The organism is Streptomyces sp. NPDC058221 (assembly GCF_042882365.1).
Taxonomy (GTDB): Bacteria; Actinomycetota; Actinomycetes; order Streptomycetales; family Streptomycetaceae; genus Streptomyces.
In genome coordinates, this window is record NZ_JBHVWF010000105.1 from 18,950 (window position 1) to 29,772 (window position 10,823).

General features: G+C 70.2%; 12 protein-coding genes and 1 pseudogene. 8 read left to right on the plus strand and 5 right to left on the minus strand.

Features of this window, described 5'->3' with window-relative positions; all coding sequences use genetic code 11:
* Positions 1-37 precede the first annotated feature (37 nt).
* Positions 38-715 carry an endonuclease V gene (locus ACFVW8_RS27705; protein ID WP_389694606.1) on the minus strand — a complete coding sequence of 226 codons (678 nt, stop codon included), beginning with the start codon at positions 713-715 and terminating at the stop codon, positions 38-40.
* A 281-nt stretch (positions 716-996) separates the two neighbouring features.
* Between ACFVW8_RS27705 and ACFVW8_RS27710 the strand changes: the two genes are divergently transcribed.
* Positions 997-1,290, plus strand: a complete 294-nt coding sequence (locus tag ACFVW8_RS27710) for a YciI family protein (protein WP_389694608.1) — start codon at positions 997-999, stop codon at positions 1,288-1,290.
* Between the two features lie 10 nt (positions 1,291-1,300).
* Here the strand turns inward: ACFVW8_RS27710 and ACFVW8_RS27715 are convergent, their stop codons facing one another.
* Positions 1,301-2,392, minus strand: coding sequence for a YCF48-related protein (locus ACFVW8_RS27715; protein WP_389694610.1), 1,092 nt, complete (start codon positions 2,390-2,392; stop codon positions 1,301-1,303).
* Between the two features lie 191 nt (positions 2,393-2,583).
* On the opposite strand from ACFVW8_RS27715, the gene ACFVW8_RS27720 reads away from it, so the two are divergent.
* Together ACFVW8_RS27720 and ACFVW8_RS27725 are read left to right on the plus strand one after the other, a co-directional pair.
* Entirely contained in the window at positions 2,584-3,000 is a 417-nt protein-coding gene (locus ACFVW8_RS27720; protein ID WP_389694612.1) for an SsgA family sporulation/cell division regulator, read from the plus strand.
* A 300-nt stretch (positions 3,001-3,300) separates the two neighbouring features.
* Positions 3,301-4,932, plus strand: coding sequence for an ABC-F family ATP-binding cassette domain-containing protein (locus ACFVW8_RS27725; RefSeq protein ID WP_389694614.1), 1,632 nt, complete (start codon positions 3,301-3,303; stop codon positions 4,930-4,932).
* A 64-nt stretch (positions 4,933-4,996) separates the two neighbouring features.
* Here ACFVW8_RS27725 and ACFVW8_RS27730 read toward each other — a convergent pair whose 3' ends face one another.
* Entirely contained in the window at positions 4,997-5,401 is a 405-nt protein-coding gene (locus ACFVW8_RS27730; RefSeq protein WP_389694616.1) for an ATP-binding protein, read from the minus strand.
* Between the two features lie 219 nt (positions 5,402-5,620).
* Here ACFVW8_RS27730 and ACFVW8_RS27735 point away from each other — a divergent pair, with 219 nt between their 5' ends.
* The 4 genes from ACFVW8_RS27735 (at position 5,621) to ACFVW8_RS27750 (ending at position 8,967) form a co-directional block, all read left to right on the plus strand.
* The gene (locus ACFVW8_RS27735) at positions 5,621-6,472 is read left to right on the plus strand and encodes a Scr1 family TA system antitoxin-like transcriptional regulator (RefSeq protein ID WP_389694618.1); all 852 of its coding nucleotides are present in this window, start codon (positions 5,621-5,623) and stop codon (positions 6,470-6,472) included.
* A gap of 11 nt (positions 6,473-6,483) precedes the next feature.
* A complete protein-coding gene (locus tag ACFVW8_RS27740; protein ID WP_389694620.1) occupies positions 6,484-6,675 on the plus strand; it encodes a hypothetical protein in 192 nt (63 codons plus the stop codon).
* A gap of 287 nt (positions 6,676-6,962) precedes the next feature.
* Positions 6,963-7,937: an acyl-ACP desaturase gene (locus ACFVW8_RS27745; protein ID WP_389694622.1), complete on the plus strand. Its 975-nt coding sequence runs from the start codon at positions 6,963-6,965 to the stop codon at positions 7,935-7,937.
* Between the two features lie 109 nt (positions 7,938-8,046).
* Positions 8,047-8,967 carry a chitosanase gene (locus ACFVW8_RS27750; protein WP_389694624.1) on the plus strand — a complete coding sequence of 307 codons (921 nt, stop codon included), beginning with the start codon at positions 8,047-8,049 and terminating at the stop codon, positions 8,965-8,967.
* A 36-nt stretch (positions 8,968-9,003) separates the two neighbouring features.
* Here the strand turns inward: ACFVW8_RS27750 and ACFVW8_RS27755 are convergent, their stop codons facing one another.
* Together ACFVW8_RS27755 and ACFVW8_RS27760 are read right to left on the minus strand one after the other, a co-directional pair.
* On the minus strand, positions 9,004-9,258 hold the full coding sequence (locus ACFVW8_RS27755) for a WhiB family transcriptional regulator (protein ID WP_389694626.1): 255 nt from the start codon (positions 9,256-9,258) through the stop codon (positions 9,004-9,006).
* A gap of 77 nt (positions 9,259-9,335) precedes the next feature.
* Positions 9,336-10,136: a VOC family protein gene (locus tag ACFVW8_RS27760; RefSeq protein ID WP_389694628.1), complete on the minus strand. Its 801-nt coding sequence runs from the start codon at positions 10,134-10,136 to the stop codon at positions 9,336-9,338.
* Between the two features lie 230 nt (positions 10,137-10,366).
* Between ACFVW8_RS27760 and ACFVW8_RS27765 the strand changes: the two are divergent.
* Positions 10,367-10,823: pseudogene (locus ACFVW8_RS27765) on the plus strand (ATP-dependent helicase); the annotation flags it as partial.

Below are 10,823 nucleotides of genomic sequence, written 5' to 3' on the forward strand. Positions count from 1 at the left end.
CGGCCGGTCGTGTTCCGAGCGTCCCGCCCGCACCGGCTCAGGCGGTCGCCTCACGCAGTGCCCGCCTGCAGAGCGCGTCCGCCCGGCGGGTGGTCTCGGGCTGACGGAAGTCGCGGGCCAGCAGCAGGGTGTGCGCACAGGCGTTGTCGAGCCCGGTGCGGTGCCCGACGGAGACGAACACCGGTTTGGTGCCGTCCTGGGTGCGCAGCGCCCGGCCCACCTCCTCGTCCCCGTCGAGCAGCGGGGAGCAGTCACCGCGCCGGGGTCCCGGCTGATCGGAGGAGAAGGTGAACGGGTTCTTCGCGACGCCGATGACCGGCAGCCCGGTGAGCACCCCCAGATGACTCGCGAGCCCGAAGCGGCGGGGGTGCGCCTGCCCGTAGCCGTCGCAGACGACGAGGCCCGGGTCGACCGGCAGCGACTCCAGCGCTGCAAGCACGGTCGGGATCTCGCGGAAGGCCAGCAGCCCGGGAACGTACGGGAAGGTGACCCGGCCGACAGCGGTGGACTCGGCCACCACGTCCAGGGTCGCCGCGTCGAGCACGACGGCCGCCGCCACGACGACATCGCGCTCGTCGTCGTAGGCGACGTCCACACCGGTCACCCGGCCGGTCCCCGGCGGTGGGCCCGGTTCGTCGAGGACCACCCGGGTGCGCAGGGCGTCCTGGACGGCACGGGCTTCGGCCTCGTCGGACGGCATCGGGAGTGTTGTCATGGTGTTGCCAGCCTATGGGCGGCTGCCCCCGCAGGCTTCGGCGGGAGGCGCCGGGACGCCGCGAGAGCATCCGGCCGACCGCTCCTCAACGGGTCCGCGAAGGGCCCGCTCCGCGGGAAGGCGCCGTGGGCCGCCCGGCACCCTGGTGCACATCGACGGCTGTCCACCCTGAGGTTCACCGCGGCTGCCCGCGGCGGGGCCTGCCTCGCTCTCGACACGGTCTACCGGAACCTGTGACCGGGCCTCCTGCGCACGGAAATCGGCGTACTAGTGTGAGGATCATGTTCGTACTCGAGTTGTCCTACACCGCCCCGCTGGCCCGTGTCGACGCCCTGATGAAGGACCACGTCGACTGGCTCGACGCGCAGTACGAGGGCGGGGTGTTCATCGCCTCCGGCCGCAAGAACCCGCGCGACGGCGGAGTGATCCTCGCGGTCGGCGACGACCGGGCCTCGATCGAACGGCTGGTGGCGACCGACCCCTTCGCCGTGCACGGCGTCTGCGCGTACCGCATCACGGAGTTCATCGCGACGAAGACGTCGGACGCGCTCGCCCCCTACCGTCAGCAGCTGTGACCGCGACCCGTCAGAAACGGCCCAGCCGAGCGGCGCGCCCCTGTTCGCCGGCCGCCCAGCAGCCGCCGTCAGCGGTGCAGTCGACCGTGTCGTAGGAGCCGGTGCCGAGCGTGCGCCAGGTGCGCCCGCCGTCCGTGGTGAGGTCGGTGCCGGTGGGGCCGACCGCGAGCGCGGCCGACCTGCTGTGCGGCAGCCAGGCGACGCCCGAGCGGTAGGCGGCGGGCGGGGTGGCCGCCTGACGCCAGCGGCGGCCCCCGTCGTCCGAGACGGCGGCGGCGCGCGGCGACTCCTGGTCGGGGCGGTAGTCCCCGCCGACCGCGATCCCGTGGGTCCGGTCGCGGAAGGCCAGCCCGAAGACCCCGCGGGCCGGGTCACCGGCCGGGAGCGTCGATTCGGCCGCCTTCCAGGTCAGTCCGCGGTCGCCCGAGTGCAGGATGCGGGCCGTGGCCGCTCCGCCGGTCGCCAGCCAGACGTCCTTCGGTCCCGAGCTGACCAGGCACTGGCCACTGGCCGCGAATCCCGCCTCGCCCTCCTGGGCCGGCGGCATGCCCTTGCCGGGCAGCACATTCCAGCTGCGGCCGCCGTCCGCCGTGGACAGGATGCGGAACCGCCCGTCCACCGGATCGCTCATGGCCAGCCCGTGCCGGCTGTCGAAGAAGGTGAGGCAGTCGTAGAAGGCGCGGGCGTCGGTGTTGCGGAAGGACTCGGTCCAGGTCGCTCCCCCGTCGTCCGTGCGCAGCACCCGGGACGCCTCCCCCTCGCCGATGGCCAGTGCCACCGCCCGCCGGGCGTCGAAGGCCTCGATGTCACGGAACTCCAGCTCCGCCCCGTCCGCCGTGGGCGGGGAGACGTCACGCCAGTGCCGGCCGCCGTCCGAGGTGCGCAGCACCGTGCCCTGCGTACCGGCGAGCCAGGCGGTGCGGCTGTTCACGGCGGCGAGGCCGCGGAAGCGGGCGTCGGTGCCGGTGTCGGTGGCCGTCCAGAGCGGCCGGTGGCGTTCCCCCGGCAGCGCGTGCGCTGCCGGGGCGGCCAGCGCGGCGGCCAGCGCCGCCCCGCACAGTCCCAGTGACATCAGTCGTCGCGTCGTTCCCGTGGCCCTCATGGCGCTGGAAGCTAACCGACGGACCGCGAGCCGTCCAGGGTGCACTGCTCGGGAGCGGGCACATGATCAGGCAGCCGGGCACGGAGAGCGGTGACGCAGCTCACTCCGTCCCCGGGTGCACGGATCGGCGATTTCCGTCGTCTGTATCAGTGCCGGGAACCCGTTCAACCGGTCGCGAAAGGGAGCAGGTCGTGTCCACCGTTATCGAGCAGTCCGTACAGGCCCGCATGGTCGCATCCGCGCCGCAGATGGAGACGCTTCCCGCCGTCCTGCAGTACGACCGCACCGACCCCTTCGCCATCCGCATGTCCTTCCCCGCGCCCGCGACGCTGGAGGGCACCGAGGTGTCCTGGGAGTTCTCCCGCGAGCTGCTCATGGCGGGAACGGACACACCGGCGGGCGTGGGCGACGTACGGATCAGGCCCTTCGGGTACGACCGCACGGTTCTGGAGTTCCACGCCTCCGAGGGCATCGCGATGGTGCACGTCCGCACGGCCGACCTGCGCCGGTTCCTGCGGCGGACGCAGCAGCTGGTGCCCATCGGGGCCGAAGCCCGGTTCCTGGACCTGGACCGGAGCCTGACGGATCTGCTCGACGGGTCCTGCTGAGCCGTTCCACCCCGGCCCGTTAATTCGATTGCCCCGCCCCGGGGCCCGGCGTAGCGTTTCCGATGTCCTTGTCGTCGTCGATCGGAGCAGGACGTTGCTCGTCTGAGGTCTTGAGACACCGTGTCGCGCGTTGTGCCATGTATCCACATGCCCGCGTGCCCGAGTGTGACCTCAGCTCTTCGAGCCGTCCTCCGTGACCAGGGCCTTCCTCCACACCTTGCGGAATCCTTCCGTGGAATGCCAGTGACCGGTGTCTCATCCCGTTGCCCCCTGTCCTTCCTCGCAACCGGGAGATTCTTCATGTCAGCTCCGCTCGCACACATCACCTGCTCGTCGCTCTCCTTCGCCTGGCCGGACGGCAGCGAGGTGTTCGACGACTTCCATCTGACGGTGGGACCCGGCCGTACGGGCCTCATCGGCGTCAACGGCGCCGGCAAGTCGACCCTGCTGCGGCTGATCGCCGGCGACCTCACCCCGGCCGCGGGCCTTGTCAGGACCGCGGGCGAGGTCGGCTATCTGCCGCAGAACCTGGTCCTGGACATCGATATGCGGGTCGACGCCGCCCTGGGCATCGCCGCGACCCGCGAGGCACTGCACGCCATCGAGGCGGGCGATGTCGGCGAGGAGCGGTTCGCGGCCGTCGGCGACGACTGGGACGTGGAGGAGCGGGCCCGCGCCGCACTCGACCAGCTCGGTCTCGGCCACATCGGGCTCGACCGCACCATCGGGGAGATGTCCGGCGGGGAGTGCGTGCTGCTGCGGCTGGCCGCGCTGCTGCTGGCCCGGCCGCACGTGCTGCTGCTCGACGAACCCACGAACAACCTTGATCTGTACGCACGTGAACGCCTGTACTCCGCGGTCGACGCGTGGAACGGGGTCCTGGTGGTCGTCAGCCACGACCAGGAGCTCCTGGAACGCGTCGACCAGATCGCCGATCTACGGGACTCCACGGTCACCTGGTACGGCGGAAACCTCTCGGCGTACGAAGAGGCGCTCGCCGTGGAGCAGGAGGCCGCCGAGCGCATGGTGCGGGTCGCGGAGGCCGATGTTCACCGGCAGAAGCGCGAACTGGCCGACGCCCGGATCAAGCTGGCCCGGCGCAAGCGCTACGGACAGAAGATGCAGGAGAACAAGCGCGAGCCGAAGATCGTCATGGGCGCCCGCAAGCGCGCCGCCCAGGAATCGGCGGGCAAGCACCGCATCATGCACACCGAGCGGCTGGCCGAGGCGAAGGAGCGGCTGGACGACGCCGTCGAGGCGGTGCGCGACGACGACGAGATCCGGGTCGAACTGCCGCACACCAAGGTCCACCCGGGCAGCGATGTGCTGATGCTGCGCGATCTGGAGCTGGCGTACGGGGCCAGGGTCCAGGGGGCGTTCGAGGTGCGCGGTCCGGAGCGCATCGCACTGGTGGGACGTAACGGAGCGGGCAAGACCACTCTGCTGCGCACGCTCGTCGGTGAGCTGGCTCCGGTGTCCGGTGAGGCAGCCGTACACCTGCCGACGCGGTTTCTGCCGCAGCGGCTGGACGTGCTCGACGACGGGCTGAGCGTGGTGGAGAACGTGGCGCGGTTCGCACCGGATGCCACGGACAACGCGATCAGGGCGCGGCTGGCACGTTTTCTGTTCAAGGGGGCGCGGGCGGACCGGCCCGCGGGCACCCTGTCGGGCGGGGAGCGGTTCCGTGCGGCTCTGGCCGCGCTGCTGCTGGCCGAGCCGGCGCCTCGGCTGCTGATGCTGGACGAGCCGACGAACAGCCTGGACCTGGCGAGCGTGCGCAAGCTGACGGCGGCTCTGGACGCGTACGAGGGAGCGCTCATCGTGGCGAGCCATGACGTGACGTTCCTGGAGTCGCTCGGAATCACACGCTGGCTGCTGCTCGACGGCGGGCTCCGGGACATCACGGCCGAGGAGGTGCACGCACGGATGTGAGCCACGGGGAAGAAGAGCGTGGGGGGACGGCAGAGGGGCGGACGGCGTGAGACCGTACGCGCGGCTAGCTGTGGAGTAACGCCCAGGTCTTGGATCCACCGGACGCCGTCAGCGCGGGGGCGAGCCCCCAGTCCCCGCCGTGCGCGTCGACCGCTGCGGCCAACAGCCACATGTCGGCGCTGCGGCGCTCCCGGCACTCCTCGGACCGCTCGGGCGAATCGTGGCACGGGTGCTGGTCGTAGAGGACGATCCGCAGCGCGTCGAAGTGCCAGTGGACCCGGAGAAGCATCTCCCGGTCCGGGGTGAACCGATAGGCGGCGGCGACCAGTTCCGAGGTGGCGAGAACCGCCGTCTCACTGAGTTCCGCCAGTCCGTGCCGGATGAGCAGATCACTCACCGCGCGGCGGGCGAGGCCGGCGCAGAAGGCGCCGCCCGGCAGGGCGAACGAATAGCTCAGATTGTCCGCCACCGGCGGATGGGGCCCGGCGGGGGCAAGAGCCGGAAGGCATCGAAGTGCGCCCTTCATCAAGTTACTCACATTTCCGGTGCGTGTGGTGACAGTCACACAAAGGCATGGTCGCCCCGTGTGAGACTTGCGCTACCGACCGTAGCCCACAACCGGAGCACAGTGCTACTACTTGTGTGGTTCCGGTCATTTCACCGGCCTCCGCCCGGAAGGACGCGCACCGTGCCACCCAGGAGCACCCCGACCGCCCGGCAGCAACGCCTCGGGTACGAACTGCGCAAGCTGCGCGAGCAGTCGGGAATGACAGCACAGCAGGCCGCCGCCCTGCTCGGCGTCGACCGCACCCGGATCCCCAACATCGAGTCGGGCCGCTTCGGCATCAGCGCCGAGCGGGTCCGCACCCTCGCCTTCAACTACGGCTGCCCCGACACCGGCCTCGTGGACCTGCTGGCCGAGATGGCGCAGGAGCGGGCCAGGGGGTGGTGGGAGGAGCATCGCGGACTCCTGCTTCCCGGCCTGCTGGACATCGCCGAACTGGAATACCACGCAGTGGAGTTGAACACCGCGACCACGACGCACATCCCGGGCCTGCTGCAGACCGAGGAGCACGCGCGAGCGGTCTTCGACACGGCCGACCCACAGCTGCCGCGCCCCGACCTGCTGGCCCGGCTCTCCCTGCGGCTGCGCCGCCAGGAGGTGCTCGAACGGGACCGGCCGCCGCTGTACGAAGCGGTGATCCACGAGGCCGCTCTCCGGATGCAGTTCGGCGGCCCGAAGGTGACCGGGGCGCAGCTGGAGCACATCCTCGACCGCTCCGAGCGGGACCGGATCACCGTCCGGGTGATCCCGTTCGCAGCGGGTGGATTCCCCGGCGCGGGACAGTCCTTCACTTATGTCGGCGCAGCAGTCCCCCAGCTCGATACTGTGCAGCTCGATTCCTCGCACGGATCGATGCTGCTCGACGCCGACATGCAACTACGCCGATACCGGGGCCTGTTGGAACGGCTTCGTGCACTCGCACTCCCTGTCAGGGAATCGCGTGAATTCATCCGATGCATATCCCGGGACCTCTGAGGAGAGAGATCATGAACAACATCTGCTGGGACGAGGCGTTCTGCAGCGAGGGGGCGAACTGCTTCCGCTTCGGCCTCGACGACCAGGGCCGCGCCTACATCGGCTCCACCACCGACACCGCCGCCTACGTGAGTGACTCCGCGGAGGCACTGAGGGCGCTGATCTCCGCGGTGAAGTCCGGTGCGGCGGACCATCTGCTCTGACCGGGACCGACCGGCCGCGCCCCCCGTGCGCCTGTGCTCCGAGTACGCCGACTGTTCGGAGCCCATCGCCACCGGGGGCCGGGCCCGGGGATTTTCCTCATCCCGACACCCCCCGAGCCCTTCCCGGCAGCCGACCTGACCCTCCGTATACATGCCTGACCTGGGCTTATGACATAACGTAACCGATCATCGCCCGGACGGGCTTGGCTCCGGCCTTACTGCCGCTTTAACCTACGGTCTCGTAACCTACGAAGCCGTAGGTAATTCTCCCGTCCCCAGGAGCCCCCGTGACGATCACCTCTCCCCACCTCGGCAGTTCACAGGCGTGGACTGACGCCCAACTGCTGTACGCGCTGGAAGAGGTGGTGGAGAAGGAACTCAACCGCCATCTCAAGGTCGCCAAGGACTGGATGCCGCACGAGTACGTGCCGTTCTCCGACGGCCGGAATTTCCCCGGCATCTTCGAGGACGGCCAGGCCTGGGAGTCCGAGCAGTCCAAGGTCACCGACATCGGCAAGATCGCCCTGGTCGTGAACCTGCTGACCGAGGACAACCTCCCCAGCTACCACCACGAGATCGCCTCGCTCTTCGGCCGCGACGGCGCCTGGGGCACCTGGGTGCACCGCTGGACGGCCGAGGAGGGCCGGCACGGCATCGTGATGCGCGACTACCTGCTCACCTCACGTGCCGTCGACCCGGACAAGCTGGAGCAGTTCCGGATGGCGCACATGGCGGAGGGCTTCGAGTCCGACAACCGCCACTCGATGCTGCACTCCGTGGCCTACGTCGCGTTCCAGGAGCTGGCGACCCGGGTGTCGCACCGCAACACCGGACACCAGTCGGGCGACCCGGTCTGCGACCGGATGCTGGCGCGGATCGCCACCGACGAGAACCTGCACATGGTCTTCTACCGCAACCTCCTCGGCGCGGCCTTCGAGCTCGCACCGGACCTGACCATGCAGTCCGTGCGCGATGTCGTCGTGAACTTCCGGATGCCCGGCCATGGCATGCCCGGCTTCGAGCGGGCCGCGGCGCAGATGGCGATCGGCGAGATCTACAACATGCGGATCCACCACGACGACGTCATCCAGCCCGTGCTGCGCTACCTGAAGGTCCTGGAGATCACCGGTCTCGGCCCGGAGGGCCTGAAGGCCCAGGAGGAGCTCGGCCTGTACATGAACGGGCTGGACAGCGAGGCCTCGAAGTTCGACGTGAAGCTGGCCGCCCGCAAGGAGCGGATGGCGGCCCGCGCCCAGGCCTGACGGCCGGCACCAGCTGATCCGCAGGGGGCGGGCCCGTCAAGGCCCGCCCCCTGCGGACGCATCCGGGGTGACCCCACGCCGCAGGCGCCCGGATGCGTACTCTGTGCCGGTGAAACCTGCGACCCGTTTCGTTCTCTTCGCCGCGCCGATAGCCATCGCCGCCTCCATCCTCTTCAACAGTGGCGGCAGCGACCCCGAGCTGCCCGGGAACTCCCACGCGGCGGCGGACCCGGCCGATGCGTCCGTGGGCCCCGATCCGTACGCCGCCGCCGATGACGAGGAGCGCCGGCAGCTGGACGAGCGCGTCGCGGCGATGCCGGCCGGACTGGCCGCGCCGAAGATGCGCGAGATCGCCTGGAAGCTGCTGTCCAGCTCGGAGGGGTCGACGCTGGACTGGCGCAGCCAGTACGCCATGATCGACGACAATGGCGACGGCACCGGCTACACCGCCGGGATCGTCGGTTTCTGCTCCGGTACGCACGACATGCTCACGTTCGTCGAGGCGTTCACCGAGGACCACCCGGACAGTCCGCTGAAGCCGTTCCTGCCGGCGCTGCGCAAGGTCGACGGCTCCGGTTCGCACGAGGGGCTCGACCCCGGCTTCACCGCCGCCTGGAAGAAGTCAGCCACCGACCCGGCGTTCCGCGCCGCGCAGGACCGGGTCAGGGAGCAGCAGTACTTCGAGCCGGCCGTACGGCTGGCCAAACTGGACGGGCTCGGCACCCTGGGCCAGTTCATCTACTTCGACGCCATGGTGCTGCAGGGACCGGGGACGGAGCCGGACGCCTTCTACGGAATCCGGAAGGCGGCGCTGGCCGAGGCGGACACCGTCGACGAGGGCGGCGACGAGAAAACCTATCTGGACGCGTTCCTCGACGCCGCGCGAACCGTGATGAAGTCGAAGAAGAACCAGCACGACACCTCACGCATCGACACGACGCAGCGGCAGTTCCTCAACGACGGCAATCTGGCACTGAAGCCGCCACTGACCTGGAAGATGTACGGCGAGACGTTCCACCTCCCGGCCTGACGCGCGCCCGGCCCCGGGCCGCCGGGGCCGGCGGGTTCACGCCTGGCCCCGGCCCATTCTGCGCAGCTGGTCCCGCTCCTTCTCCGAGAGGCCGCCCCACACGCCGAAGCGCTCGTCGTTGTCGAGGGCGTACTCCAGGCAGGCCTGACGCCCTTCGCAGGCGTTGCAGAGCTGCTTGGCCTCCCGGGTGGAGCTGCCGGGGGCTGGGAAGAAGAACTCGGGCCCCGCTTGCGCGCACAGCGCTGTCTCCTGCCAGGCGAGAGCGGAGTCGGTCGGAGGGTTGATCAGCATGGGGCACACAGTGCCCTGCCGCGATAAACGACTGATCAACGCATCCGTCAACCACCGGGCCCGACTCCACCGCCGGGTCAGCCGACGGACGTCTCCGCGCTCTTGATCACCGCGAACGCGGCACCGTAGGGATCGGTGAGGTTGGCGAACTTGCCCACGCCCGCCATCTCCAGCGGTTCCAGCGTCAGCTTTCCGCCCAGCCGCTCGGCCTCCGTCACCGTGGCATCGCAGTCGTCGACCTCGATGTACGGCAGCCAGTGCGGGCCCACGACCGCCCGTACGGGCACGGCTTCGAGCGGGACGAGTCCGCCGAAGGACGCCTCTTCACCGCCGCCCGCGGTCCGGATGACGGTGTACGCACCCCCGCCCTCCGGATACGGCATCTGGGCGCTCTCCCAGCCGAAAACGGCACGGTAGAAGGCGGCGGCCGCCGGTACGTCCGGGGTGTAGAGCTCCGCCCAGCACAGACTCCCGGTGTCCCCCACGGCTCCGAGTCCCGGGTTCTGCTTCGGCTGCCAGACGCCGAAGAACGCCCCGCCCCGGTCGGTGAACCCGCCCATCCGGCCGTACTCCAGCACGTCCATCGGCGCGAACGGCACCGTCCCGCCGGACTTCTCCACGAGCTGCGCGGTGGCATCGGCATCCTGCGACTGGAAGTACACCGACCACGAGGGCTTCGCCTGCTCCTCGGTGACGGTCATCGCACCTCCCACCGTCTTCCCGTCCAGCGTGAACATCCCGTAGCCACCGGTCTCGGGGCCCCCGGCCTCGTACTCCCAGCCGAAGAGAGCACGGTAGAAGGCCGTGGCCCCGTCGAGATCCGGCGTGCCGAGATCCATCCAGTCGGGTGCTCCGTCGACAAAACGGGTGGTGAGCATGGTGCGCTCCTTCGATGGTCCCGTTCTCGGACACATCAGGGTTCTTCCTGATGTGTCCGAGTCTTGCACCGGGCACCGACAGGCGCAGTCCGTCCGCACCCCGCACAGTGCGGTCCTCGGCGCCGCGCGACTCGCGTCCGTCCGAGTTGTCAGCCGCACATGGGACGATACGAGTCGCCCCGGCCGGTTGCCGGGAGCGGTGGTGGGACTGCGGGGACAGAGGAACGTACATGACTGAGGCCGGGCCCACGGAGGGCGGGGCGCCGCCCGGGCGGGCAGCCCGGGAGCTGCTCGCCCGGGCGGAGGAGCTGCTGGGCGCGGCTCGCGCGGTGCTGACCGATCACTCCCGCGCCGTCGATGCCGTACGTGCCGCCCTCGACCCGCTGCTCGACGACCTCGTCAGCGGTGAGCTGACCGGCATCCCGGTGTCCCGGCTGAAGGACGTCACCGAGGGCCGGCTGCGCATCGGCGCTTTCGAGCAGGCCGGCCTCACGAACGTCGGCGAGGTGCACGGGGCGAACCGCTACGAGCTCCGCCAGATCCCCGGAGTCGGCGCGCAGACCGCCGACCAGGCGCTGGCAGCGGCCGGCCGGATCGCCCACGCGGTACGGGACACCGTCACGGTGCGGATAGCCGTGGAATCCCCGGACGACGCCACGACCGCCCTGGTCACCGCTTTGTACCGGC

What these genes read in the sequence shown, in the direction of transcription:
- ACFVW8_RS27725 (WP_389694614.1), top strand. Translation starts at nt 3,301, where the DNA reads ATGTCAGCTCCGCTCGCACACATCACCTGCTCGTCGCTCTCCTTCGCC.
- ACFVW8_RS27715 (WP_389694610.1), bottom strand. Translation starts at nt 2,392, where the DNA reads ATGAGGGCCACGGGAACGACGCGACGACTGATGTCACTGGGACTGTGC.
- ACFVW8_RS27710 (WP_389694608.1), top strand. Translation starts at nt 997, where the DNA reads ATGTTCGTACTCGAGTTGTCCTACACCGCCCCGCTGGCCCGTGTCGAC.
- ACFVW8_RS27755 (WP_389694626.1), bottom strand. Translation starts at nt 9,258, where the DNA reads ATGCTGATCAACCCTCCGACCGACTCCGCTCTCGCCTGGCAGGAGACA.
- ACFVW8_RS27760 (WP_389694628.1), bottom strand. Translation starts at nt 10,136, where the DNA reads ATGCTCACCACCCGTTTTGTCGACGGAGCACCCGACTGGATGGATCTC.
- ACFVW8_RS27740 (WP_389694620.1), top strand. Translation starts at nt 6,484, where the DNA reads ATGAACAACATCTGCTGGGACGAGGCGTTCTGCAGCGAGGGGGCGAAC.
- ACFVW8_RS27705 (WP_389694606.1), bottom strand. Translation starts at nt 715, where the DNA reads ATGACAACACTCCCGATGCCGTCCGACGAGGCCGAAGCCCGTGCCGTC.